The sequence below is a fragment of the Burkholderia sp. NFPP32 genome, from assembly GCF_900119325.1.
Classification (GTDB): Bacteria; Pseudomonadota; Gammaproteobacteria; order Burkholderiales; family Burkholderiaceae; genus Burkholderia; species Burkholderia pyrrocinia_C.
The window spans coordinates 1-23572 of the sequence record NZ_FPJP01000030.1 but is presented as its reverse complement, the minus strand read 5'-3'; the positions used below and the strand labels follow the sequence as shown (position 1 = coordinate 23572).

Annotated in this window: 22 protein-coding genes; 10 read left to right on the top strand and 12 right to left on the bottom strand. The window is 67.4% G+C overall.

Annotated features, from left to right (window positions below; genetic code table 11):
* Positions 1-2: 2 nt before the first annotated feature.
* Positions 3-1241: an MFS transporter gene (locus BT264_RS33140; RefSeq protein ID WP_072444332.1), complete on the bottom strand. Its 1239-nt coding sequence runs from the start codon at positions 1239-1241 to the stop codon at positions 3-5.
* A 403-nt stretch (positions 1242-1644) separates the two neighbouring features.
* Between BT264_RS33140 and BT264_RS33135 the strand changes: the two genes are divergently transcribed.
* Positions 1645-3318 (top strand): methyl-accepting chemotaxis protein, encoded by a 1674-nt coding sequence (locus BT264_RS33135; protein ID WP_072444330.1) that lies wholly within the window; start codon positions 1645-1647, stop codon positions 3316-3318.
* A gap of 21 nt (positions 3319-3339) precedes the next feature.
* Here the strand turns inward: BT264_RS33135 and BT264_RS33130 are convergent, their stop codons facing one another.
* The 4 genes from BT264_RS33130 to BT264_RS33115 are packed head-to-tail and all read right to left on the bottom strand — an operon-like array spanning position 3340 to position 8261.
* Positions 3340-4215, bottom strand: coding sequence for an efflux RND transporter periplasmic adaptor subunit (locus BT264_RS33130; RefSeq protein ID WP_014897260.1), 876 nt, complete (start codon positions 4213-4215; stop codon positions 3340-3342).
* Positions 4216-4227: 12 nt separating this feature from the next.
* Entirely contained in the window at positions 4228-4431 is a 204-nt protein-coding gene (locus BT264_RS33125; RefSeq protein ID WP_011351756.1) for a DUF1656 domain-containing protein, read from the bottom strand.
* On the bottom strand, positions 4428-6632 hold the full coding sequence (locus BT264_RS33120; RefSeq protein WP_072444328.1) for an FUSC family protein: 2205 nt from the start codon (positions 6630-6632) through the stop codon (positions 4428-4430). The genes BT264_RS33125 and BT264_RS33120 overlap by 4 nt, the downstream gene beginning before the upstream one ends.
* A gap of 15 nt (positions 6633-6647) precedes the next feature.
* Positions 6648-8261 carry an efflux transporter outer membrane subunit gene (locus tag BT264_RS33115; RefSeq protein ID WP_072444326.1) on the bottom strand — a complete coding sequence of 538 codons (1614 nt, stop codon included), beginning with the start codon at positions 8259-8261 and terminating at the stop codon, positions 6648-6650.
* Between the two features lie 157 nt (positions 8262-8418).
* Between BT264_RS33115 and BT264_RS33110 the strand changes: the two genes are divergently transcribed.
* Together BT264_RS33110 and BT264_RS39405 are read left to right on the top strand one after the other, a co-directional pair.
* On the top strand, positions 8419-9360 hold the full coding sequence (locus BT264_RS33110; protein WP_072444324.1) for a LysR family transcriptional regulator: 942 nt from the start codon (positions 8419-8421) through the stop codon (positions 9358-9360).
* A 117-nt stretch (positions 9361-9477) separates the two neighbouring features.
* Positions 9478-9642 (top strand): hypothetical protein, encoded by a 165-nt coding sequence (locus BT264_RS39405; protein WP_165948056.1) that lies wholly within the window; start codon positions 9478-9480, stop codon positions 9640-9642.
* A gap of 69 nt (positions 9643-9711) precedes the next feature.
* Here BT264_RS39405 and BT264_RS33105 read toward each other — a convergent pair whose 3' ends face one another.
* From BT264_RS33105 to wrbA, 4 genes are read right to left on the bottom strand one after another with little or no spacing between them, the layout of a single operon-like run.
* Entirely contained in the window at positions 9712-10542 is an 831-nt protein-coding gene (locus BT264_RS33105) for a metallophosphoesterase (protein WP_072444322.1), read from the bottom strand.
* Between the two features lie 25 nt (positions 10543-10567).
* Positions 10568-11989 (bottom strand): FAD-binding oxidoreductase, encoded by a 1422-nt coding sequence (locus tag BT264_RS33100; protein ID WP_072444320.1) that lies wholly within the window; start codon positions 11987-11989, stop codon positions 10568-10570.
* A gap of 18 nt (positions 11990-12007) precedes the next feature.
* Positions 12008-12400, bottom strand: coding sequence for a DUF2069 domain-containing protein (locus BT264_RS33095; protein ID WP_072444318.1), 393 nt, complete (start codon positions 12398-12400; stop codon positions 12008-12010).
* Entirely contained in the window at positions 12397-13017 is a 621-nt protein-coding gene (gene wrbA / locus BT264_RS33090; protein ID WP_072444316.1) for an NAD(P)H:quinone oxidoreductase, read from the bottom strand. Before wrbA ends, BT264_RS33095 begins: the two co-directional genes overlap by 4 nt.
* Positions 13018-13161: 144 nt before the next feature.
* Here wrbA and BT264_RS33085 point away from each other — a divergent pair, with 144 nt between their 5' ends.
* Positions 13162-14490 (top strand): YihY family inner membrane protein, encoded by a 1329-nt coding sequence (locus BT264_RS33085; protein ID WP_072444314.1) that lies wholly within the window; start codon positions 13162-13164, stop codon positions 14488-14490.
* Between the two features lie 15 nt (positions 14491-14505).
* Here BT264_RS33085 and BT264_RS33080 read toward each other — a convergent pair whose 3' ends face one another.
* The gene (locus BT264_RS33080; protein ID WP_072444312.1) at positions 14506-14823 is read right to left on the bottom strand and encodes an Mpo1-like protein; all 318 of its coding nucleotides are present in this window, start codon (positions 14821-14823) and stop codon (positions 14506-14508) included.
* A 156-nt stretch (positions 14824-14979) separates the two neighbouring features.
* Between BT264_RS33080 and BT264_RS33075 the strand changes: the two genes are divergently transcribed.
* From BT264_RS33075 to aroC, 3 genes are all read left to right on the top strand, one after another.
* Complete coding sequence (locus BT264_RS33075; RefSeq protein WP_006488504.1) at positions 14980-15435, top strand: CBS domain-containing protein; 456 nt, start codon at positions 14980-14982, stop codon at positions 15433-15435.
* Positions 15436-15577: 142 nt separating this feature from the next.
* Positions 15578-17512 (top strand): MFS transporter, encoded by a 1935-nt coding sequence (locus BT264_RS33070; protein WP_072444310.1) that lies wholly within the window; start codon positions 15578-15580, stop codon positions 17510-17512.
* Between the two features lie 253 nt (positions 17513-17765).
* Positions 17766-18866: a chorismate synthase gene (gene aroC / locus BT264_RS33065; protein WP_072444308.1), complete on the top strand. Its 1101-nt coding sequence runs from the start codon at positions 17766-17768 to the stop codon at positions 18864-18866.
* Between the two features lie 149 nt (positions 18867-19015).
* Here the strand turns inward: aroC and BT264_RS33060 are convergent, their stop codons facing one another.
* Positions 19016-20689 carry an electron transfer flavoprotein-ubiquinone oxidoreductase gene (locus BT264_RS33060; protein WP_072444307.1) on the bottom strand — a complete coding sequence of 558 codons (1674 nt, stop codon included), beginning with the start codon at positions 20687-20689 and terminating at the stop codon, positions 19016-19018.
* Positions 20690-20867: 178 nt separating this feature from the next.
* Between BT264_RS33060 and BT264_RS33055 the strand changes: the two genes are divergently transcribed.
* Together BT264_RS33055 and BT264_RS33050 are read left to right on the top strand one after the other, a co-directional pair.
* Positions 20868-21650: an SDR family oxidoreductase gene (locus BT264_RS33055; RefSeq protein ID WP_072444305.1), complete on the top strand. Its 783-nt coding sequence runs from the start codon at positions 20868-20870 to the stop codon at positions 21648-21650.
* Between the two features lie 32 nt (positions 21651-21682).
* A complete protein-coding gene (locus tag BT264_RS33050; RefSeq protein WP_047900500.1) occupies positions 21683-22123 on the top strand; it encodes an acyl-CoA thioesterase in 441 nt (146 codons plus the stop codon).
* Positions 22124-22239: 116 nt separating this feature from the next.
* Here the strand turns inward: BT264_RS33050 and BT264_RS33045 are convergent, their stop codons facing one another.
* Complete coding sequence (locus BT264_RS33045; protein WP_072444303.1) at positions 22240-22785, bottom strand: LuxR C-terminal-related transcriptional regulator; 546 nt, start codon at positions 22783-22785, stop codon at positions 22240-22242.
* Between the two features lie 223 nt (positions 22786-23008).
* Between BT264_RS33045 and BT264_RS33040 the strand changes: the two genes are divergently transcribed.
* The coding region (locus BT264_RS33040; protein WP_143156752.1) for a CoA transferase subunit A at positions 23009-23572 on the top strand (564 nt) is incomplete at its 3' end.

Sequence of the window (23572 nt, the reverse complement as noted above, 5' to 3'; positions counted from 1 at the left end):
TGTCACGCCTGTTTGCGCCGGCTGCTTTCGAGGTTCGGCAGGAACACCGTCAGCACGCCGATCAGCGGCAGGAACGAACACACCTTGTAGACGAACGTGATGCTCGTCGCGTCGGCGAGCTGGCCGAGCACGGCCGCGCCGACGCCGCCGAGGCCGAACGCGAAGCCGAAAAACAGGCCCGCGACCATCCCGACCTTGCCGGGCATCAGTTCCGTCGCGTAGACGAGGATCGCGGCGAACGCCGACGCCAGCACGATGCCGATGATCACGGTCAGCACGCTCGTCCAGAACAGGTTCGCGTACGGCAGCAGCAGCGTGAACGGTGCGACGCCGAGGATCGATACCCAGATCACGTACTTGCGGCCGATCCGGTCGCCGACGGGCCCGCCGATCAGCGTGCCGGCCGCCACGGCCGCGAGGAACACGAACAGGTGGATCTGCGCGGCCTGCACCGACAGGTGGAACTTGTCGATCAGGTAGAACGTGAAATAGCTGTTGATGCTCGCGAGATAGAAATACTTCGAGAACACGAGCAGCACCAGCACGCCGATCGCGCCGATCACGCGGCCGCGCGACAGCGTCGGGTGGCCGGCCGCCGCGGCCTTCTTCTTCATCGACGGATGCTTCTTGTACCAGTGGCCGATCTGCGTGAGCACGACCATCGCGACGAGCGCGGCCGCCGAGAACCACGCGATGCTGTGCTGGCCGTGCGGAATGATCACGAGCGCGGCGAGCAGCGGCCCGAGCGCGGAGCCCGCGTTGCCGCCGACCTGGAATACCGACTGCGCGAGCCCGTGCTGGCCGCCCGACGCCATCCGCGCGACGCGCGACGATTCGGGATGGAATACCGACGAGCCGCAGCCGACCAGCGCCGCGGCCACCAGCAGCACGGGGAAGCTCGGCGCGACCGACATCAGCAGCAGTCCCGCGAGCGTGAAGCCCATGCCGACCGGCAGCGAATACGGCTTCGGACGCTTGTCGGTATAGAGGCCGACGAGCGGCTGCAGCAGCGACGCGGTGATCTGGTAGGTGAGCGTGATCAGGCCGATCTGCGCGAACGACAGCGCGAACTGGCTCTTGAGCATCGGATAGATCGCGAGGATCAACGACTGGATCATGTCGTTGAGCATGTGCGAGAAGCTGATCGCGCCGAGCACCGGATAGACGGTGCGCGATGCGGGGGGCGCGGACGGCTGCGCGGCGGTTGCGCCGGCGGCTCCGGTGTCGAGGCTGGTTTCCATGTGAGCTGAACGAGTTGAGGTAACGGGCGCGCTCTGATGGGGATCGGCGCGTTTCGAATCGTTGATGCGTCAAAGAAGTGTAATGTGGCGTATCGAGAATGTCAGGCCAAGTTTTATCGCGAATCGGACATTCATCCGACAGATCGGCGGTTACCCGTTTTTTTGACCGGGTATAACGCTGGCGGCGCGTCTGCCTGACTGCGAGGCCGCGCCGGGGGCCGGTGCGTGTTTTACCGGACTCAAGAAACGGCGGTGGCGGCCGTAGAACGACCCAATGACCACAGGTGCGCCGCGCCCGGCACCGGCTACCCGCCGTGCAGGCGCAGGACGCGCGGCATGGCTTGCCATCGCGGAACGCCGGAACCGACCTTTCCGGCAGCGTGATCCATACGGGGATATATCGATGAAAGCAGCATCATTGCATCCGCAGCCGGGTGCGGCCGCCGCCGCACCCGACGTTGCCGCCGGTCGCGCCGCACGGCGCCCGCGCGCGGCGCGTCGCGAGCGCCGGCCGTGGACCGTCAAGGCGACCTTGCGCGCCGCGTTCGCGATCCTGCTGGCCGGCACGCTCGCGATCGGCGTGTTTTCGCTGTGGCAGATCAGTCGGCTGAACGCGTCGATCTCGTCGGTCTACGAGCAGGGCCACGTCGCGAGCCGCGCGGCGCAGGAAGTCCGGGCCGAGGTGCTGCGGGCGAGCCGTGCGCAGAAGATGCTGCTGACCGCGACCACTGCGAAGGAGCGCGACGAACTGGGCGCCGAGGTCGGCGCGGGGCTCGCGTCGATCGGCCAGGCGCTCGGCACGCTGCAGCGCTATGCGGATCCGGCCGACGCCGGCGATTCGGCGCGGCTGCGTGCGTTCTCGACGGCTGTCGGCACGTGGAGCGCGCATCTGCGCGATTTCGTCGCGCTCGTGCGCGCGCAGCCGCTCGACCTGTCGCAGATGAACTGGCAGGTCGGCACGCAGGACGTGTCGCTGCTGGTCGAAACCGGCAAGCTCGAAAAGCTCGTCGCCGAACTCGTGAAGACGCGCGGCGAGAAATCGAAGGCGACGCTCGATGCGTCCGCCACCATTTTCTCGTCGTCGTTCGCGATGATCGCGATCATGACGGCCGCGCTGATCGTGCTCGCGATCGCGATCGCCGAACGCGTCGTGCGGCGCCTCGCGTCGCAGCTCGGCGGCGAGCCCGCGCACGCGAAGGCGATTGCCGCCGACATCGCGCGCGGCGACCTGACGCGGCCGATCGCGCTCGGCCGGCACGACCGCGACAGCATGGTGCGCGCGCTGGCCGAGATGCAGACGGGGCTCGCGGCGACCGTCGGCGAGATCGCCGTGAGCGCCGAGGCCATCGCGGCCGCGTCCGGCGAGATATCGACCGGCAATCTCGACCTGTCGCGGCGCACCGAGCAGCAGGCCGTCGCGCTCGAACGCACCGCGGCCAGCATGGAGCAGCTCACGTCGACCGTGCGGCAGAACGCCGAGAATGCGCGGCAGGCGAGCACGCTCGCGGCCAATGCGTCGGCCGTTGCGGAAACGGGCGGTGAAGTCGTCGGGCGGGTGGTCGCGACGATGAGCGAGATCGACGACAGCGCGAAGAACATTCGCGAGATCATCGGCACGATCGAGGGGATCGCGTTCCAGACCAACATTCTCGCGTTGAATGCGGCGGTCGAGGCCGCGCGCGCCGGCGAACAGGGGCGCGGCTTCTCGGTGGTCGCGGGCGAGGTGCGCCTGCTCGCGCAGCGCGCGGCGACCGCGGCGAAGGAGATCCGCGCGCTGATCGGCGCATCGGTGGAGCGCGTCGCGAACGGCGCGGCGCTCGCGCACGACGCGGGCCGCACGATGGACGACGTCGTGCGCGCGGTCAAGCGCGTGACGGACATCATCGGCGAGATTTCCGCGGCATCGGACGAGCAGAGCGCCGGGATCGAGGAGATCGGCCGCGCGGTCACGCAGATGGACGCCGGCACGCAGCAGAATGCGGCGCTCGTCGAACAGGCGGCGGCTGCCGCGAACGCGCTCGACGAACAGGCGCAGGCGTTGAAGTCGCTGGTCGGCCGTTTTCGCATCGCGGCCTGAGCGCGCCCGGCCGTTCCGCGCTTACGATTTCTTCTGCTTGTCCGGATCGATGATGACCGTGCAGGTCGTGCCCGCCGACAGCACCACGTCGGCAGGCACTTCGTCGATCCGGATGCGCACCGGCACGCGCTGCGCGAGGCGCACCCAGTTGAAGGTCGGGTTCACGTCCGCGACGAGGTCGCGGCTTTGCGGGTTGTCGCGATCGTAGATGCCGCGCGAGATGCTTTCGACGTGGCCCTTCATCACGCCGCCGCTCATCAGCCGCATCTCGGCCGGTGCGCCGATCTTCACGCGCGGCAGCTTGGTTTCCTCGAAGTAGCCGTAGACCCAGAACGAGTGGCTGTCGACGATCGCGAGCTTCGCCTGGCCGGCCACCGCGTAGTTGCCCTTGAACGTCTGCAGGTTCGTGATGTAGCCGTCGACCGGCGCGACGACGCGCGTGCGTTCGAGATTGAGCTTCGCGGCGTCGAGCGCGGCGATTGCCTGCTGGTACTGCGCATCGGCGCTCGACGCGCTGTGCGCTGCGTTCTCGCGGTTTTCCTTCGACACGACGAGCGCATCGAGATCCGCGCGGCGGGCCGCGTCGTCGCGGCGCATCTGCAGTTCCGCGCGGCGGGCGGCGACGGCCGCCTGTGCCTGCTCGACCGCGATCTGGTAGTGCGACGGGTCGATCTGCATGATCAGGTCGCCTTTTTTCACGAGCTGGTTGTCATGCACGGGCAGCTCGACGATCGCGCCCGACACGTCCGGCGCGACGTTGACGATCTCGGCGCGCACGCGCCCGTCGCGCGTCCACGGATCGTCCATGTAGTGCACCCACAGCGAGCGCCCGATCAGGATCGCGACGAGAAGGATGACGGCGGTCGCGACGAAGCCGAAGAGTTTTCTGAGAATCATGATGGTTCGGAATCAACGGTAAACGGCAAGACTCAGTCCGCCGCAAATGCAGACGAGCAGGCAGGCCCGGAACAGCGACGGGTGCCAGACCAGACGGTAGAGGCCTGTATAGGCGAGCAGACGGTCGACGGCCCAGGTCGCGAGCGCGCCGAGGACGAACATCAGCACCACCGTGGGCATGTAGGCATCGAGAATGGCGATTTCACGCGGCATCATGACGAGGCTCCTGGTTGGGGACGCACGGGGCGGTTGCGGTTGAGCGGCTCGAGCGGCGATTCCGGATCGAGCAGCGCGGTGCGCACGAAATGCAGATGGCTCAGGATGCGTTGCAGCCGGTGGCGCTCGTCGCGCGTCGGCTCGAACGCGTCGAGCGTCTGCCGGGTCGCGTCGATTGCAGCATTGGTCGCGGCGAGCGTTGCATCGAAGCGCTCGGCGCTCGGTTTCGCGAACAGCGTCGACAGCGAGCCGCGCATCGTCTCGATCGCGCGACGCCACGGCATCGCCGGCGCATAGCGCGGGTCGGACGGCAGCGTTGCCAGCTCGTGGCGCAGGTCGATCGCCGCGTTGCCGGTTTCGAGCACCGCGAACATCCAGCGCAGCGCATCGCGCTGCACGTCGGGCTGGTCGGCCGACAGCGTGTGGGCCTGGTACATCAGGTCGCGCGCGCCGCTCTCGAAGCGCGTGCGCAAGCCGGCGAGCCGTGCGTGGCAGGCCGCGACGGCCTGGTGGCGCAGGTCGGCGAACAGCCGCTTCTTGAGCCACGGCGCGGTCGGCGGGAACAGCACCGCGAACGCGATCGCCGACGCCAGCATCGACAGCACGAGCGCGAGCGCGTCGTTCATGAAGCTGGTCGGGTCGTAGTGCGTGATGTTGTCCGGGCCGGCGAGGAAGCTGAAGAAGATCAGGTAGCCCATCCCGTAGCCCGCGAGCTTCGGCTTCAGCGTCATGAAGATGCCGATCGAGAGCAGCGGCGCGAGCGCGACGCACAGCAGCGGGAAGCCGTCGATGTGCGGATAGATGCCGAACGTCAGCAGGAAGCCCGTGCAGACGGCGAGTGCCGTCCCCATGCCCATCTGCGCGGACATCGCGGTCGGGCGCGGCGTCGACGACGCGAGCGCGCAGGTGGCCGCCGCCGTCAGCGTGAGCGTCACGCCGCTCGGCCACGCGCTCTCGATCCAGAACCAGCCGAGCACGAGGATCACGGTCGCGGTGCGAATCGCCGCGATCACCATCGCCGTCATGTTGGTGCGCGGCTCGTAGCGTTCGATCCAGCGCTCGCGTTCGTGCGTCGCGGTCGACAGCGACGCATAGGTCGCCGCGTACTCGTGCAGGTCGGTGATGAAGCGGTACAGCAGTTCGGCGGCCGTATCGAAGTCGAGCAGCGGAAAGTCCGGCTGCGTTTCGAGCGCCGCACGGGTCGAGCGGATGCGGCGCGGCAGCGCGTCGCGCCATGCGAGCAGTTGCTCGGCCGCGTGCCCCGCGTCGGTCGACGTGCGCACGGGTTCGCCCGTGGGCGTCAGCAGCAGCGGCGCGATCTCGCGGAAGTACGGCTCGATCGCGTCGATCGCGGCCTGCGCGCCGGCCGCATGCAGCCGGTTCATCAGCTGGTGCAGCGCATGGAAACGGCTCGATGCGCTCATGAACTCGCTGTTCAGCCGCGCGAGGCGGCCGCTGCGCATCCGCGTATCCGGATCCTCGAACACGGCCATGCTGCGCGCGGCTTCGAACCCGACCACGTCGGCGACGAAGCGCGTATGGATGGTTTCGATATGCGCGCGGTCGAGCTTGCCCGACAGCGCCGACGCGACATAGTCGACGAAGCTGCCGAAGCGCTTGCGCACCGTCGTGCGCATCTGCTCGCCCGTGTACTGCGGAAACACGAGTGCGCTGACCACGCCGGCCGACACGATCCCGACCATGATTTCGGCAACGCGCGTCAGCGCGCTCATGAACGCGCCATCCGGGTGCTGCGACGCGGGCAGCCCGATCAGCGCGGTCGTATAGCCGGCCAGCAGAAAGCCGTAGCTGCGGAAGTTGCGGTTGCGCGCGGCGCCGGCCGTGCACAGCGCGACCCACAGCGCGACCGCCAGCAGGAACAGTTGCGGCTGCTGCGGGAACAGTCCGACGAACGTGAGCGTCGCGATGAGCCCGAAGATCGTGCCGGCGACGCGGTAGAAGCTCTTCGCGAGCACCGCGCCGCTTTGCGGCTGCATCACGATGAACACCGTGGTCATCGCCGTTTTCGGCGCGGGCAGGTCGAGCCGCATCGATACGCCGGTCGCGATGAACGCGGCGAGCAGCGCCTTGAACAGGTAGAGCCACGCGGCGCCGTCGCTGCGGGCCCAGTCGCCGAACGCGGCGGACCAGGCCGCGAGCGGACCGCCGGCGTGCGTGGAAGCGGGGGAGGAGGCTGACATGGCGGGCGCTCCGCGTTACCGTGCGGCCGACGTGCCGGACGTGCCGGACGTGCCGGACGTGCCGGACGTGCCGGACGTGCCGGACGTGCCGGCAGCGGCGACCTGCGCGGGCCGGGCAACGGCCGCCGCGGGCTTCGCGCCCGACGGGTTGGCGCCGTCGGCGGGTTGGTCGTCCGCCGGAACGTCTTTGCCCGTCTCGACGCCGCCGCCGAGCGCGGCCATCAGCTGCGCGTGCGCGGCGAGGCGTTCCGCATCGATGCGGGCCGCCGTCTCCTGCGCGCGCAGCAGCTGCTGTTGCGCGATCAGCACGTTCACGTAATCGGTCAGCCCGCGGCGGAAGCCCTCGCGCGACAACTGGTAGCTGCGGTCGTTGGCGGCCACCGAACGCGCGGCGTCCTTCTTCTGCGTATCGAGCGAGCGGATTCGCACGACCTGATCGGCGATGTCCTTGAGCGCACCGACGATCGTCTGGTTGTAGCGCTCGACCGCCTGGTCGTAGCCGGCATTCGCCGCGCCGAGCTGCGCGCGCAGCCGGCCGCCTTCGAAGATCGGCAGCGACAGCGCGGGGCCGGCCGTCCAGCCGCCGTTCATCGCGCGCAGGAAGTCGGTGAACGGCGCGGTCACGCCGAAGCCGCCGACCGTCGCCAGCAGGTCGATGTTCGGGTAGAACGAGGCCTTCGCGACATCGATGCCGCGCGCCTGCGCGTCGACCGTCCAGCGCGCCGCGACCACATCGGGGCGGCGGCCGAGCAGGTCGGCCGGCAGCGCCGACGGCAGGCCGGCCGGCGCGTCGAGCGCAAGCTGCGGCCGCTTGATCGCGTCGCCGGCGCCCGGGCCCTTGCCGGCCAGTGCGGCGAGCTGGTGGCGCGCGAGCTGGATCGCTTCTTCATAGCTGTCGATCTGGCGCTCGTAGTCGGGCAGCGTCGATTCCGCCTGGCTCACTTCGAGCTGCGTGCCGAGGCCGGCCTGCAGCCGCTTGCGCGCGAGCTCGGCGAGCGAGCGCTGGCGTTCGAACGTTTCGTGCGCGAGGTCGAGCAGCGCATAGTTCATCGACATGCCGACATACGCGCGCACGACGTTGACTTCGAGTTCGAGCTTCGCCGCGCGCGCGTCGGCGGCGCTCGCATGCGCGGTGTCGAGCGCGCGCTCGGTCGTGTTCTTGTCCTTGCCCCACAGGTCGAGGTGGTACGACAGGCCGAGCGTGCCGGTGTTGTTCCAGGTGTCCGCGTTCGCGAGCGGTCCCGGGCCGTAGAACACGTTGTCGGGCCAGTGCTCGCGCATCAGCGACAGGTTGCCGTTGATCTGCGGCAGTTCGGCAGAGCGGGCGACGCGCGCCATCGCCTGCGCTTCGCGCACGCGTGCCTCGGCGGCTGCGAGCGTCGGGTTGCCGGCCTGGGCGGCGGCGATCCAGGAATCGAGCTGCGGATCGCGGTAGGCGCGCCACCAGTCGGCCGCGGGCCAGCCCGCGTCGCGGTCGGCCGCTCGGATCGCGGCGCCGGCGTCGAGCGCGTTCGCTTCGATGCGGGCCGACTGCGGCTTGTTGTCGCCCATGCTCGCGCATCCGGCCATTATTAATGAGACTGCAAGAACCGCCAGTGCGAGCGTCCCTTTTGTCGCCGGAGACTGCACGATTTTCTCCCTTTCGGATATAGATGAGTCGGATGCGATTATATTTTTCAGTGATTCCTGAATAAACGAACAACGGTGCAAGTCATTTTTACGAATCCTGAGACAATACTTGTTCGCCTCTGTGCAACAATCCGTCCGGATTCAAACGGGTAATCGGATGGATACGTTACAAAACATGCGGGTATTCGTCCGCGTGGTCGACGCGGGGAGCTTTACCGCGGCCGCCCAGCAGATGAATTCGACCACCGCCTATGCGTCGCGCGCGGTCTCGGATCTCGAGGCGCACCTGCGCACGCGCCTCCTGAACCGCACGACGCGCCGGATCGCGCTGACCGAAGCCGGCGAGCGCTACCTGCAGCGCTGCGAGCAGATCCTCGCGTACGTCGACCAGGCCGAAGCCGAGGCCGGCGACGCGCACGCGCGCCCGTCCGGCAAGCTGAAGGTCCATTGCTTCACGAGCCTCGGCCAGCACTACCTGGTGCCGGCCGTCGCGCGCTATCGCGAGCGCTATCCGGACGTGCACGTCGAGCTGACGCTCGCGCAGCGGATGCCCGACCTGCTCGACGAGGGGTACGACGTTGCAATCGTCGTCGGCCGCGACCTGCCCGATTCGGGGCTCGTGTCGCAGCGGCTCGGCGAGAGCTACAGCGTCGTGTGCGCGTCGCCCGGCTACGTCGAGGCGCACGGCGTGCCGCAACGGCCGGCGGATCTCGCGCAGCACGTGTGCCTCGGGATGGTCGCGCCGGGCTTTCACTACGACGAATGGGCGCTGGCGGGGCCGAACGGCGAAGAGGTCGTTCCGATCACGGCGCCGCCGTTTCGCGTGAACGTCGCCGAGGCGCTCGCGGTGGCCGTGCGGGAGGGGATGGGGATCGGCGGGCTGCCGCTTTATTCGGCGATCGGCTGGCTGCGCAGCGGGCATATCGTGCGCGTGATGCCCGAGTACCGGTCGCACGTGATGAACATCTACGCGCTGTATCCGTCGCGTCAGTACCTCGACGCGAAAATCCGTACCTGGGTCGATTTCCTGCGCGACGAGTTGCCGTCCACGCTCGCCGCCGACGAAGCCGCGCTCGAGCAGTACACGCGTGCGACATGACCGCGCGGTTGACCGCAATCTGACGAGATTTGTCCTTCACGCAACATTTTTTTACGAACGCGTGTCGGACAGTTTGATACTGTTAAAGTAATCGAGATACGTCACCCCGGAGTAGCAATGGACACGCACCTGATGATCGGCCTTGGAGTCCTGCTTGGCGCGGCCGCTGCCGCCGCGGCGACCCGCGACCTGCTGCGCGCGATGAAGGCGAAGGCACGGATGAAGCCGGTGCCGGTGCGCGTGCGCGCGGCGCAGCACGGATCGCGCCGCAGCGACCGCTGATCGGGCCATATCAGCCCATATCAGCCCCGGTCGGAGAAGGCCGCGCAACGCGGCCGGGCGGGCCGGCGTTCAGCCGAGCTCGACGACCTTGTCCCACACGAACGCGGTATTTTCCAGTTCGCCGGTGCGCCGACGGATGTAGCCGCGCGGATTGCACACCACGCGTGTGCCGCCCTCCGCAACATAGTCGAATGACGTATGCGTGTGGCCGTGGATCCACAAATCCACCGGCGGCCGCACGAGTTCCGCCATATCCGTGATGAACCCCGCCGACGCAAGGTCTTGCGCATAGCGTTCCGCCAGCGAGCGCCGGTGCGGCGCATGATGGGTGACGACGATCGTCCGCCCCGCGAACGGCACCGCGAGCTGCGCTTCCAGCCACGCGCGGCCTTGCCGATGCAGCGCGATCGCATCGGCCGGCGAGAAATCCCGCTCCGCCGCGCCCGGTGCCGCATGCAGCGCCGCGTCGTGCGGCCAGTTCACCTGGATCAATCCCTTGAAATCGAGCATCACGCGCAGCCCGGCGTCGATTGCGGCGGCGATGCTGGCTTCGTCGCTGCCGAACAGCGAGAAATCGGCCCACAGCGTCGTGCCGAGCACGCGGAAGCGCTGTTCGGGATCGACATAGATGCCGTTGTTCAGGTAATGCACGTTGTCGAGCGCATGCGCCGCGTCGCGCATCGCCGCCTCCAGCGCGCCGAATTCCCCGTCGTAGTACTCGTGGTTGCCCGGCACGTAGATCACCGGCACGGCCGGGTCGAACGTCTCGGCGGCCCAGCGCAGGCCTTCCGCGTGATTGTGGATGTCGCCGGCGAGCACGACGAGATCCGCGTCGGCATGCGCGATCACGTCGGGCTGGTTGCTTTCGAGATGCAGGTCGGACAGTACGCGGACTTTCACGGGCTTCGCTCCGGAGTGGGCGGCTTCAGCGCAGGACCTTGCCGGGATTCATCAGGCCGCGCGGGTCGAGCGCGGTTTTCAGCGTGCGCATCAACGTCGTTTCGACCGGCGACTTGTAGCGCTGCGCGTCGTCGATCTTCAACTGGCCGATCCCGTGTTCCGCGCTGATCGTGCCGTGGTGGCGGTGCACGTTGTCGTAGACGATCCGGTTGATCGGCGCCTGGAACGCGGCGAGGAACGCCTTCGGATCGCCGCCTTCGGGCATCTGCACGTTGTAGTGGAGGTTGCCGTCGCCGAGGTGGCCGAACGTGACCATCCGCGCGCCCGGCGCGGCCTGCTGGATCGCCGCGTCGGTCTCGTCGATGAACCGCGCGACCGACGAGATCGGCACCGCGATGTCGTGCTTGATGTTGAGCCCCTCGTCGGCCTGCGCGAGCGGGATGTGCTCGCGCAGGTCCCAGAACGCGCGCGACTGCGCGAGATTTTCCGCGACCACCGCGTCGACCACGAGCCCGGCCTCGAACGCTTCTTCCATCAGTTTCTCGAACAGCGCGCGCGCATGCGCTTCGCTTTCGTTGTCGGACAGTTCGAGCAGCACCGTCTGCGAATGCGTGTGCGCGAACGGGTAGCGCAGTTGCGGGTAGTGCTTGCCGACCAGTTGCATGCAGAAATCCGACATCAGCTCGAAGCCGGTCAGCAGCGGCCCGGCCGCGCGCTGCGCGAGCGCGAGGAAGTCGAGTGCCGCGTGCGGCGATTCGAGCGCGGCGAGCGCCGTGACCTGGGCGGCCGGCAGCGGATGCAGCTTCATCACGGCAGCGGTAATGATCCCGAGCGTGCCTTCCGCGCCGATGAACAGGTCGCGCAGGTCGTAGCCGGTGTTGTCCTTGCGCAGCCCGCGCAGGCCGTCCCAGATCTCGCCCTGCGGCGTCACGACCTCGAGCCCGAGGCACAGCTCGCGCGCGTTGCCGTAGCGCAGCACCGCGGTGCCGCCGGCATTGGTCGACAGGTTGCCGCCGATCGTGCAGCTGCCTTCCGCCGCGAGGCTCAGCGCGAACAGCCGGCCGCCTTCACGAGCGCGTGCCTGTACGTCGGCGAGGATCACGCCGGCTTCGACGGTGATCGTGTTGTTGTGCGGATCGAGCGCGCGCACGCGGTTCAGGCGCGCGACGCTCAGCACGGCCTGGCTGCCGCTCGCGTCGGGCGTCGCGCCGCCGGCGAGGCCCGTGTTGCCGCCTTGCGGCACGAGCGCGATGCCGTGCGCGTTGGCCAGCTTGACGAGCGCGGCGACTTCGGCCGTGTTCGCGGGTTTCAGCACCGCGCACGCGGCACCCTTGTAGCGGCGGCGCCAGTCGGTCAGGAATGGTTCGGTATCGTGCGGATCGGTCAGCACGTGGTCGGCGCCGATCGCGTCGCGGCACGCGGAAACGAAAGCTTCGGAGGACATCATCACCTTGTCGCGTAAGGGTCAGGACGCGGCGCGCGACTTTTTCGCCGCGCGCTTGAACGGCGCGACGTACGCCAGCGCCGCCACGAAGAAGCCGACGGCAAGCGCGGTCTCGCACCAGCCGAGCGTCGCGGACAACCCGCGATCGGACATGCCGCGCACGATGCCTTCGGCGAAATAGACGAGAATCAGCATGCTCGCCCACTGCATCGTATAGATGTTACGCCGCCAGACGCCGGGCAGTGCGAGCGCGAGCGGCACGGCCTTCAGCATCAGCGCGGAGCCGCCCGGGCGCAGCGGCGCGAGCCACAGCTCCCACGCGAGCGACAGCGCGATCAGTGCGACGAGGCACGCGACGGCGGCCAGCGCGCAGTGCGGCCGGGCAGCGACGGCGGGGCGGACGGGCGCGTTCATGCGGCTTCGACGGCCTGGGCGTTGGAGAGGGCGGCCGCCGCGCGTGCGAGCCGCACGCCGAGCGCGGCAGCGAGCGCCTTTTCGTCCGCCGACAGCCCTTCGGGGTCGGCGCGGCCGTGCTGCGCGACATGCGACGCGCCGTACGGCGTGCCGCCGGTGCGGGTCGTGCTGAGCGCGGATTCGGTGTACGGGATCCCGACGATCATCATCCCGTGATGCAGCAGCGGCAGCATCATCGACAGCAGCGTCGATTCCTGGCCGCCGTGCAGGCTGCCGGTCGACGTGAACACGCTCGCCGGCTTGCCGGTCAGCGCGCCCGACAGCCATTGCGGCGTCGTGCCGTCGAGGAAATACTTGAGCGCGGCGGCCATGTTGCCGAAGCGGGTCGGCGAGCCGAGCGCGAGGCCCGCGCATTCCTCGAGGTCGCGCAGTTCCGCATAGGGCGGACCGTCGGCGGGAATGTCGGGGGCGCTGGCTTCGCAGACCGTCGACACGGGCGGCACGGTGCGGATGCGTGCCTGCATGCCCGGCACGCTGTCGATGCCGTTGGCGATCGCGAGCGCGAGATCGCGCGTGGCGCCGTGACGGCTGTAATAGAGGACGAGGATGTCTTTCATGGGCTACGGAACCGCGTGCGGCCGCGCGCGTGCCCGGTGCAGTCGGCCCCTGCTGGATCGAGCGGCTATTATAGGGGCTGAAGCCGTTGCGCAGCGCGGCGGCGGCGCGCCGTGAGGCGCGCGACATCAAGAAGGAGAAGCCGTTTGCCGAAGTTGAGCGTCGATCTCGACACCCTCAAGCGCCTCGCGCAGTTCGCGGCCCGGCGCAGCGCCGAGGATCGCATCCCGCAAGTAGCGGGCAGCCTTACGTTCACGACGATGCTGGCGCTCGTGCCGCTCGTGACGGTCGCGTTCGCGCTGTTCACCGCGTTCCCGATGTTCGCGTCGTTCCAGCTGTCGCTGCAGGGGTTCCTCGCGGATCATCTGATGCCCGCGCAGTTCAACATCCAGATCTTCAAGTACCTGAACCAGTTCGCGTCGAAGGCCAAGGGGCTGACGACGGCCGGCCTGATCGTGCTTGTCGTCACGTCGGTGATGACGATGATGACGATCGAATCGGCGTTCAACCTGATCTGGCGGGTGCGCAAGCCGCGGCCGTTCGCGCAGCGCGTGCTCGCGTACTGGGCGCTGATCACGCTCGGCCCGCTGCTGTTCGGCGTGAGCCTGTCGATCTCGTCGTACCTGTTTACGCAGTCGCTGGCGTTCACCGGCGCCGCGCCGTCCACGTCGATCGTCGAGTGGCTGCTCGCGCTTGCATCGCTGCCGTTGACGGTTCTCGCGTTCACGCTGCTGTACGTGTACCTGCCGAACTGCACGGTCGCATGGCGCGACGCGGTGATCGGCGGGCTGTTCGCGGCCGTTGCGTTCGAGCTCGCGAAGCGCGGCTTCGGCTACTACGTGCGGCGCATTCCGACCTATACGGCCGTGTACGGCGCATTCGCGGCGCTGCCGGTGTTCCTGCTGTGGGTGTATCTCAGCTGGTTTGTCGCGCTTCTCGGTGCGATGGTGACCTCCGCGCTGCCGGCGATCCGCGTCGGCCAGTTCCATCGCATCCATTATCCGGGCAGCGACCTGCTCGATGCGCTCGAACTGCTCGCGCGGCTTGCCGAGGCGCGCGCGGCCGGCAAGCCCGGGTACGCGGCGCTGCGGCTTGCGGCCATGCTGCGCTGCGACATGGAAACCGCGCAACGGCTGCTGACGACCATGGAGGAACGCGAATGGGTCGCGCGGCTGGACGGCGGCGATGCCGCGCCGCGCTATGTCCTGCTGGCGAACCCGGAGCAGTTGACCCTGGCGCAACTGTTCGACGTGCTGGTGATCGACCGCACGGAGCTGACTTACCAGTTGCAGCGGCGGCGCAGCCATGTCGACGGTGCGGCGCTGCTCGAGGTGCTGTCGAACGAGCGGTTCGACGTGTCGCTCGCGTCGCTGATCGCCGCGCACCGGCTCGCGGGCGCACAGCCGGCGAGCATCCCCGGGCAGGCGCCGGACGGCGTGCCCGACCCGCATGCGCGGCCGCCGCGGCCCGCGTGAATGCGGGGCCGGCGGCTACAGCGAAATCTTGCCGATGCAGATGTCCTTGAACATCACCCAGTCGCCCATCAGGCTGTAGATCGGGTGCCGGAACGTGGCCGGACGATTCTTCTCGAAGAAGAAGTGTCCGACCCACGCGAACCCGTAGCCGCAGACGACAGCCGCCGGCAGCCACAGCCAGTTGCCTGTCGCGATCGCCATCGCGACGCAGCCGATCACGCCGAGCGAGCCGATGAAGTGCAGCCGCCGCGACGTCGGGTTCTGGTGTTCGTTCAGGTAATACGGGTAGAAATCAGCGAAGCTGGCGAATTGCTCCGAATGGGTATGCGCCATGGCCGTCTCCTCGGGCCGCTGTTCATGCGGCCATTGTGCGGCCGGCGGCCGGTGTCCGCAAGCGGGGCGGCCCGCCGCGCCGGCCCGTGCTTTCCTTTTGACAGGCTTTCCGATAGGATCGAAAGAGGTTTTGCATTCAAGCATGAGGGGACTACGATGCGCGTCAGCGATATTCTGAAAGTGAAGGGCAACACGCTGTTTACGGTGACGCCCGATAAGCCGCTGCGCGAAGCGGTCGATACGATGGCCGAGCACGACATCGGTTCGCTCGTCGTGATGGAGTACGGCGATCTCGTCGGGATGCTGACGTTCCGCGAAATCATCCTGCGCCTGCACGTCAACGGCGGTGCGATCGGCGACGTGCAGGTGCGCAAGGTGATGGACGAGCCGCTCACGTGCACGCCGGAAACGGACGTCAACGAAGTGCGCCGGATGATGCTCGAGCGGCACGCGCGCTACATGCCCGTGCTCGACAAGAAGGTGCTGATGGGCGTCATTTCGTTCTACGACGTCGCGAAGACGGTCGTCGAGGCGCAGAGCTTCGAGAACCGGATGCTGAAGGCGTACATCCGCGACTGGCCGGAATCGGAAGCCGAAGCGCACAAGCCGTGAACCACGCCGCGCCCTGCGCCCTGACGCGCGGGCGTCGCCATCCGGCACGCGGCGGCGCAGGTTTGTCCTGCGCCGCCGTTTTTTCAACGACAACACAACAAGGCCCGCGCAGCTTCGCCAAGACGACGCGCGCGTATTCCGCATGAGCGATCAAACGCAAGCCACTTCGGGGCGGCGCGACGAACGGCGCGCCCACGCATCGCAGTTCGACCTGCTGCGCGAGCGCCGTTTCGCACCGTTCTTCACGACCCAGTTCCTCGGTGCGCTGAACGACAACGTCTTCAAGATCGGCTTCACGTCGCTCGTCACCTATCACACCGCACGATTCTCCGGCGTCGACGCGAAGACTGCCGCATTCCTGATTTCCGCGATCTTCATCCTGCCGTTCGTGCTGTTCTCGGCGACGTCCGGCCAGATCGCCGACAAGTACGACAAGGCGACCCTCACGCGCTTCGTGAAGACCTTCGAGATCGTGCTGATGCTGGTCGGCGCGGCCGGCTTCGTCATGCACAGCGCGACCCTGCTGTATCTGTGCACGTTCATGATGGGGATGCATTCGACGCTGTTCGGGCCCGTCAAGTATTCGTACCTGCCGCAGCATCTCGGCGAACACGAACTGGTCGGCGGCAACGGTCTCGTCGAGATGGGCACGTTCATCGCGATCCTGATCGGCACGATCATCGGTGGCGCGGCCGCTGGCATCGAAGGCAGCGGCGAGCGCGTGCTCGCGGTGAGCGTCGTCGTCATCGCGCTCGCGGGGCGGCTCGTCGCGCAGCGCGTGCCGTCCACGCCGGCGCCGCAGCCCGATCTCGTGATCAACTGGAATCCGTTCAGCGAGACCTGGCGCAACCTCGGGCTCGCGCGGCAGAACCGCACCGTGTTCCTGAGCCTGCTCGGCATCTCGTGGCTGTGGTTCGTCGGCGCGACATTCCTCACGTCGTTCTTCAATTTCGCGAAGGACGTGCTGTCCGCGAGCCCCGACGTCGTTACGATCCTGCTCGCGACGTTCTCGGTCGGCATCGGCCTCGGTTCGCTGCTGTGCGAGCGCCTGTCGCAGCGGCGCGTCGAGATCGGCCTCGTGCCGCTCGGCTCGATCGGCATCAGCGTGTTCGCGATCGAGCTGTATTTCGCGAGCCACGCGCTGCCGTCGCCCGGCCACCTGCTGTCGGTCGGCGAATTCCTGGCCGGCGCGCGCCACTGGCGCATCCTCGCCGACCTGTTCCTGCTCGCGATGTTCGGCGGCTTCTACAGCGTACCGCTGTACGCGCTGATCCAGAGCCGCAGCGCACCGACGCACCGTGCGCGGATCATCGCCGCGAACAACATCCTGAACGCGCTGTTCATGATCCTGTCGGCCGTGATGGCGATGGGGCTGACCAAGGCCGGCGTCGGCATCCCGGGCCTGTTCCTCGTCACCGCGCTGCTGAACGTCATCGTCGCGGCGTATATCTACCTGCTCGTGCCCGAGTTCCTGCTGCGCTTCGTCGCGTGGGTGCTCGTGCACACTTTCTACCGGATTCGCCTCGTGCACGCGGAGCGGATCCCGGCGGAGGGCGCGGCCGTGCTCGTCTGCAACCATGTCAGCTATGTCGATGCGCTCGTGCTGGCCGCCGCGAGTCCGCGCCCGATCCGTTTCGTGATGGATCACCGGATCTTCAAGACGCGCTTCGCGAGCTGGGTGTTCCGGCATGCGAAGGCGATCCCGATCGCGCCGCGCCACGAGGATCCCGGGATGCTCGCGCGCGCCTACGACGCCTGCGAGGCCGCGCTGAAGGACGGTGAACTCGTGTGTATCTTCCCCGAGGGCAAGCTGACGAAGACGGGCGACATCAACACGTTCCACCACGGCATCACCGAGATCCTGAGCCGCACGCCGGCGCCGGTGATTCCGATGGCGCTGCGCGGATTGTGGGGCAGCTATTTTTCGCGGCATTCCGATGCGCGGATGCCGCGGCCCATCAAGCGCGGCGTGATGAGCCGGCTGACGCTGGCGGTCGGCGAGCCGATTCCGGCGTCGGTCGCGACGCCCGAATCGCTGCAGGCCGCGGTGACCGAGCTGCGTGGCGCGCGGAAGTAGGTGGGCGGGGTGCCCGCCGGTATCGCGCCAGACGAGTATTTCGCCTGCAAGCGGGCCGGAACGGGCTTCCGGCCGCACCGCCCGGGCTGCGCGTGCATGTACCGTGCGCCCGGCCTGCGTCTCACGCGGCACGCGCTCTCGGGACGGCTGGCATAATAGCGGCTTACCTCTTTTTCTCGACCGGCAAACGATCGACCTGCCTGCGGCCCGGGCGGCGCATCGGTTTGCCCATTTCTCTTTGGGCGGTTCCATCATGTCCGGCAATACCCTCGGCACGCTTTTCACTGTCACGACCTTCGGCGAATCGCACGGTCCCGCGATCGGCTGCGTGATCGACGGCTGCCCGCCGGGGATGGGGCTGACCGAAGCCGACATCCAGGTCGAGCTCGATCGCCGCAAGCCCGGCACGTCGCGACACGTGACGCAACGGCAGGAGGCCGACGAGGTCGAGATCCTGTCCGGCGTGTTCGAAGGCGTGACGACCGGCACGCCGATCGCGCTGCTGATCCGTAACACCGACCAGCGCAGCAAGGACTACGGCAACATCGTCGAGACGTTCCGTCCCGGCCATGCCGATTACACGTACTGGCAGAAGTACGGCATCCGCGACTACCGTGGCGGCGGCCGCTCGTCCGCACGCCTGACCGCGCCGATCGTCGGCGCGGGCGCGGTCGCGAAGAAGTGGCTGCGCGAGCGCTTCGGCGTCGAGGTGCGCGGCTGCATGAGCGCCCTCGGCGAGATCGACGTGCCGTTCGTCGACTGGTCGCACGTGCGCGAGAATCCGTTCTTCTCGCCGAACGCGGCGGTCGTTCCCGCGCTCGAGGCCTACATGGATGCGCTGCGCAAGGATGGCGATTCGATCGGCGCGCGCATCGACGTCGTCGCGTCGGGCGTGCCGGTTGGCTGGGGCGAGCCCGTGTTCGACCGTCTCGATGCGGACATCGCGAAGGCGATGATGAGCATCAACGCGGTGAAGGGCGTCGAGATCGGCGCGGGCTTCGACAGCGTCGCGCAACGCGGCTCCGTGCACGGCGACGAGCTGACGCCGGGCGGCTTCGTCGGCAACCATGCGGGCGGCGTGCTCGGCGGGATCTCGACGGGACAGGACATCACCGTGTCGATCGCGATCAAGCCGACGTCGAGCATTCGCACGCCGCGCCGTTCGATTACGAAGGCCGGCGAGGAGGCTACGGTGGAAACCTTCGGTCGCCACGATCCGTGCGTCGGCATCCGCGCGACGCCGATCGCCGAGTCAATGCTCGCACTGGTGCTGATCGACCATGCATTGCGCCATCGCGCGCAGTGCGGCGACGTCGAGACGCAGACGCCGAAGATCGCCGGTAGCGCGACCTGACGCAAGAGGGCGGGGCGCGGGGCGCCCCGTCTCGACCATCGAGCGACGAATGCAAACGGGGCGCTGCGTGATGCAGCGCCCCGTTTCGTTTGCAGCAGTTTGCAGCGGCCCTAATAAACGCGCTGCGCGTGGCGGCGCGTTCCGGCAGGTTACATGTTCGGGTAATTCGGCCCGCCGCCGCCTTCCGGCGTGACCCACACGATGTTCTGCGTCGGGTCCTTGATGTCGCAGGTCTTGCAGTGCACGCAGTTCTGCGCGTTGATCACCAGCCGATCGCTGCCGTCGTCGTTCTTCACGAACTCGTACACCGCCGCCGGGCAGAAGCGCCCCTCCGGCCCCGCGTACGTGCGCAGGTTCACGTTCACCGGCACGCTCGCATCCTTCAGCGTCAGGTGCGCCGGCTGGTTCTCCTCGTGGTTCGTGTTCGAGATGAACACCGACGACAGCCGATCGAACGTCAGCTTGCCGTCCGGCTTCGGATACTCGATCGGCTCGCACTGCGACGCCGGCTTCAGCATCTCGTGGTCCGCGTGCTGGTGATGCAGCGTCCACGGTACGTTGCCGCCCATCACCTTCTGCTCCAGCCCGACCATCAGCGTGCCCAGATACAGCCCCTTGGCCATCCACTGCTTGAAGTTGCGCGCGCGGTACAGCTCCGTGTACAGCCACGACTGCTTGAAGGCGTCCGGATACGCGTTGAGTTCGTCCGACTGACGGCCGGCCTGCACCGCGTCGAACGCGGCGTCCGCCGCCAGCATGCCGGTCTTGATCGCCGCGTGGCTGCCCTTGATCCGCGATGCGTTCAGGAAACCCGCGTCGTCGCCGATCAGCGCGCCGCCCGGGAACACCGTCTTCGGCAGCGACAGCAGCCCGCCCGCGGTGATCGCGCGCGCGCCGTACGACACGCGCTTGCCGCCTTCCAGGAACGCGCGGATCGACGGATGCGTCTTGTAGCGCTGGAATTCCTCGAACGGCGACAGGTACGGGTTCGTGTAGCCGAGGCCCACCACGAAGCCGACCACGACCTGATTGTTGTCCATGTGATACAGGAACGAGCCGCCGTACGTATCCGACTTCAGCGGCCAGCCGGCCGTGTGGATCACGAGGCCCGGCTTGTGCTTGGCGGGATCGATTTCCCACAGCTCCTTGATGCCGATCCCGTACGCCTGCGGATCGGCGTTCGCGTCGAGCTTGAACTTCGAGATCAGCTGGCGGCCGAGGTGGCCGCGGCAGCCTTCGGCGAACAGCGTGTACTTCGCGTGCAGCTCCATGCCGAGCTGGAAGTTCTCGGTCGGCTCGCCGTCCTTGCCCACGCCCATGTTGCCGGTCGCCACACCCTTCACCGAGCCGTCGTCGTGATAGAGAATCTCGGCTGCGGGGAAGCCCGGGAAGATCTCGACACCCAAGGCTTCCGCCTGCTGGCCCAGCCAGCGCGTGACGTTGCCCAGCGAGATCACGTAGTTGCCGTGGTTCTTGAAGTTCTCGGGCAGCGCCCAGTTCGGCGTGGTCACCGCGCTCTTCTCGGACAGGAACAGGAAGCGGTCTTCCGTCACCTCGACGGTGAGCGGCGCGCCCTGTTCCTTCCAGTCGGGAAACAGCTCGGTGATCGCGCGCGGGTCCATCACCGCGCCCGACAGGATGTGCGCGCCGATCTCGGAACCCTTCTCGAGCACGCACACGCCGATCTCGGTGCCTTTCTCGGCGGCCAGCTGCTTGAGCCGGATCGCCGCCGACAGCCCGGCGGGGCCGCCGCCGACGATCACGACGTCGTATTCCATCGATTCGCGCGGGCCGTATTGCTCGATGAGGCTTGCGGGGGTCATTGGCGTTCCTCTAACCGTTAGAATGCTTTTATTCGGGAGCGTATTGTCTGCGAAACGAAACGCTTGCCGCAACAGCATGCGTCTAGATTAGCACGATCGTTCTATTTTTGTGCTAGGGTTATGCCGCCCGGGCCGTGTTGCCCGGGCTGGCGAAATGACATCGAAAGGGGATGTGCAAATGGGTCGATCGATCAATCTGGAAGGCAAGGTTGCGCTGGTCACGGGCGCGTCGAGCGGCCTTGGGCAGCGTTTTGCGCAGGTGCTGTCGCAGGCCGGCGCGAAGGTCGTGCTCGCGAGCCGCCGCGTCGAGCGCCTGAAGGAGCTGCGCGCGGAGATCGAGGCGGCAGGCGGTGCCGCGCACGTCGTATCGCTCGACGTCACCGACGTCCAGAGCATCAAGGCGGCGGTCGCGCACGCGGAGACGGAAGCCGGCACGATCGACATCCTCGTGAACAATTCCGGCGTGTCGACGATGCAGAAGCTCGTCGACGTGACGCCGGCCGATTTCGAGTTCGTGTTCGATACCAACACGCGCGGCGCGTTTTTCGTCGCGCAGGAAGTCGCGAAGCGGATGATCATGCGCGCGAACGGCAACGGTAACGGCAAGCCGCCGTGCCGGATCATCAACATCGCGTCGGTGGCCGGCCTGCGCGTGTTTCCGCAGATCGGGCTGTACGCGATGAGCAAGGCCGCGGTCGTGCAGATGACGCGCGCGATGGCACTCGAATGGGGGCGCCACGGGATCAACGTCAACGCGATCTGTCCGGGTTATATCGATACCGAAATCAATCATTACCTGTGGGAAACCGAGCAGGGCCAGAAGCTGCAGTCGATGCTGCCGCGCAAGCGCGTCGGCAAGCCGCAGGATCTCGACGGGCTGTTGTTGCTGCTCGCGGCCGACGAGTCGCAGTTCATCAATGGCTCGATCATCTCTGCCGACGACGGCTTCGGCCTCGCCTGAGCGGATGACATTCAGCAACAAAGAAGACTGCAATGAGCGCAACAAGCGATTACTCACCCGTTTTTGAGATGTCGATGCCGATCCGCTGGGGCGACATGGACGCGTTCGGCCACGTGAACAACACGGTCTATTTCCGCTACATGGAGCAGGCGCGGATCTCGTGGTTCGAGGAACTCGGCATCGCCGGCGGCAACGGCGAGGGGCAGGGGCCCGTCATCGTCACGGCGTCGATGGAATTCCTCAAGCAACTGCACTATCCGGGCGACGTGATCGCGAAGATGTCGGCCGCGAAACCCGGCCGAAGCAGCTTCGACACCGGTTTCGAGCTCACGCGTGCGGACGATCCGCAGCACGTCTATGCGCGCGGCAACGCGCGCTGCGTGTGGGTCGACTACGCGCTCGGCAAGTCGGTGCCGCTGCCGCAACTGCTGCGCGACACGATCGAGCGCGCGCTCGCGACGAACATCGGCTGAGCGCCGATACGGCGAGGCCGGCGCCGGCGCGCCGGTGAGTCGCCATGCCCGTTGTTGCCCGAATCGGCCGCCATGCGCGGCCGATTGTCATCCGGGCGCCGCCATTCACTGTCCGTTCACTGCCCGAGCAGGCGCTGCAGCAGCTCCGGCGTGTTGTTCGTCCCGTACTTGCGCATCAGCCGTGCGCGGTAGATGTCGACCGTGCGCGAGCTGATGTCGAGCACGCGCCCGATCTGCTTGCTGGTCTTGCCGGTCGCGAGTTGCGCGGCGATCTCGCGTTCGCGCGGAGTCAGTTCGACCGCGACGCGGCGCGTCGCGCTCAAGTCCTCGAAGGTCCAGACGCCGGCCGCGAGCGGCGCGGTGCGGTCGAGCGCGCGGCCCGTCACGTGGCACCAGAACAGCTCGCCGTCGGCCCGTTTCATGATTCTGTCGTCCGAGTAGATGCCGTTCGCGGCCATCACGCGCGAGATGCGCTCGCCGATTCGCTGGAATTCGTCCGTCGACGGGTAGAGCACCTCGTACGATTTTCCGATCAGGTCGGCCCGCGCGCAGCGGAAGATCGACGCGAGCGCGTCGTTGCAGTCCTCGATTACGCGGTCGCGCGACATCACGAGGCCGAGCGGCGCGAGGTGGAAGGCAGTCTGGTAATCGAGAGCGGGCATGGCGCAGGCAAGCGGAGGCAAACGCTTATGTATTTTTGCGTATTGTGCCGCATCCGCGCCGCATCGTACCCTTTCAGGCATCTCGCGGCAGTTCGTCGCGATATAAAAACAGCGCGCCTCGACGCACGCATCGCCGCGCATGCATAGAATGATGCGGCGGGCTTGCGGTCCACATGGGCGCGTGAACCGGTTTCGCTGGTTTCCATAGAGGAAGGGACAACAGATGAACAAAGTCTATCCAAGCGCGGCTGCCGCGCTGGAAGGGATCGTCCGCGACGGACAGACCTTCGCGGTGGGCGGCTTCGGCCTGTGCGGGATTCCCGAGGCGCTGATCGGCGCGTTGCGCGATACGGGCGTCAAGGGCATCACCTGCATCAGCAACAACGCGGGTGTCGACGGCTTCGGTCTCGGCCTGCTGCTGGAAACGCGCCAGATCAAGAAGATGATCTCGTCGTATGTCGGCGAGAACAAGGAGTTCGAGCGCCAGTACCTGGCCGGCGAACTCGAGCTCGAATTCACGCCGCAGGGCACGCTGGCCGAGAAGCTGCGCGCGGGCGGCGCGGGCATCCCCGCGTTCTTCACCAATACCGGCTACGGCACCGTGATCGCGGAAGGCAAGGAGACGCGCCAGTTCGGCGATCGCCACTACGTGCTCGAGCCGTCGCTGACGGCCGACGTCGCGCTCGTGAAGGCGTGGAAGGCCGACAAATCCGGCAACCTGATCTATCGCCGCACCGCGCGCAATTTCAACCCGATGTGCGCGATGGCCGGCAAGATCACCGTGGTG

What these genes read in the sequence shown, in the direction of transcription:
- aroC (WP_072444308.1), top strand. Translation starts at nt 17,766, where the DNA reads ATGTCCGGCAATACCCTCGGCACGCTTTTCACTGTCACGACCTTCGGC.
- BT264_RS33050 (WP_047900500.1), top strand. Translation starts at nt 21,683, where the DNA reads ATGAGCGCAACAAGCGATTACTCACCCGTTTTTGAGATGTCGATGCCG.
- BT264_RS33100 (WP_072444320.1), bottom strand. Translation starts at nt 11,989, where the DNA reads ATGATGTCCTCCGAAGCTTTCGTTTCCGCGTGCCGCGACGCGATCGGC.
- BT264_RS33125 (WP_011351756.1), bottom strand. Translation starts at nt 4,431, where the DNA reads ATGATGCCGCGTGAAATCGCCATTCTCGATGCCTACATGCCCACGGTG.
- BT264_RS33120 (WP_072444328.1), bottom strand. Translation starts at nt 6,632, where the DNA reads ATGTCAGCCTCCTCCCCCGCTTCCACGCACGCCGGCGGTCCGCTCGCG.
- BT264_RS33080 (WP_072444312.1), bottom strand. Translation starts at nt 14,823, where the DNA reads ATGGCGCATACCCATTCGGAGCAATTCGCCAGCTTCGCTGATTTCTAC.
- BT264_RS33140 (WP_072444332.1), bottom strand. Translation starts at nt 1,241, where the DNA reads ATGGAAACCAGCCTCGACACCGGAGCCGCCGGCGCAACCGCCGCGCAG.
- BT264_RS39405 (WP_165948056.1), top strand. Translation starts at nt 9,478, where the DNA reads ATGGACACGCACCTGATGATCGGCCTTGGAGTCCTGCTTGGCGCGGCC.
- BT264_RS33045 (WP_072444303.1), bottom strand. Translation starts at nt 22,785, where the DNA reads ATGCCCGCTCTCGATTACCAGACTGCCTTCCACCTCGCGCCGCTCGGC.
- BT264_RS33075 (WP_006488504.1), top strand. Translation starts at nt 14,980, where the DNA reads ATGCGCGTCAGCGATATTCTGAAAGTGAAGGGCAACACGCTGTTTACG.
- BT264_RS33130 (WP_014897260.1), bottom strand. Translation starts at nt 4,215, where the DNA reads ATGATTCTCAGAAAACTCTTCGGCTTCGTCGCGACCGCCGTCATCCTT.
- BT264_RS33135 (WP_072444330.1), top strand. Translation starts at nt 1,645, where the DNA reads ATGAAAGCAGCATCATTGCATCCGCAGCCGGGTGCGGCCGCCGCCGCA.
- BT264_RS33095 (WP_072444318.1), bottom strand. Translation starts at nt 12,400, where the DNA reads ATGAACGCGCCCGTCCGCCCCGCCGTCGCTGCCCGGCCGCACTGCGCG.
- BT264_RS33070 (WP_072444310.1), top strand. Translation starts at nt 15,578, where the DNA reads ATGAGCGATCAAACGCAAGCCACTTCGGGGCGGCGCGACGAACGGCGC.
- BT264_RS33110 (WP_072444324.1), top strand. Translation starts at nt 8,419, where the DNA reads ATGGATACGTTACAAAACATGCGGGTATTCGTCCGCGTGGTCGACGCG.
- BT264_RS33055 (WP_072444305.1), top strand. Translation starts at nt 20,868, where the DNA reads ATGGGTCGATCGATCAATCTGGAAGGCAAGGTTGCGCTGGTCACGGGC.
- BT264_RS33060 (WP_072444307.1), bottom strand. Translation starts at nt 20,689, where the DNA reads ATGACCCCCGCAAGCCTCATCGAGCAATACGGCCCGCGCGAATCGATG.
- wrbA (WP_072444316.1), bottom strand. Translation starts at nt 13,017, where the DNA reads ATGAAAGACATCCTCGTCCTCTATTACAGCCGTCACGGCGCCACGCGC.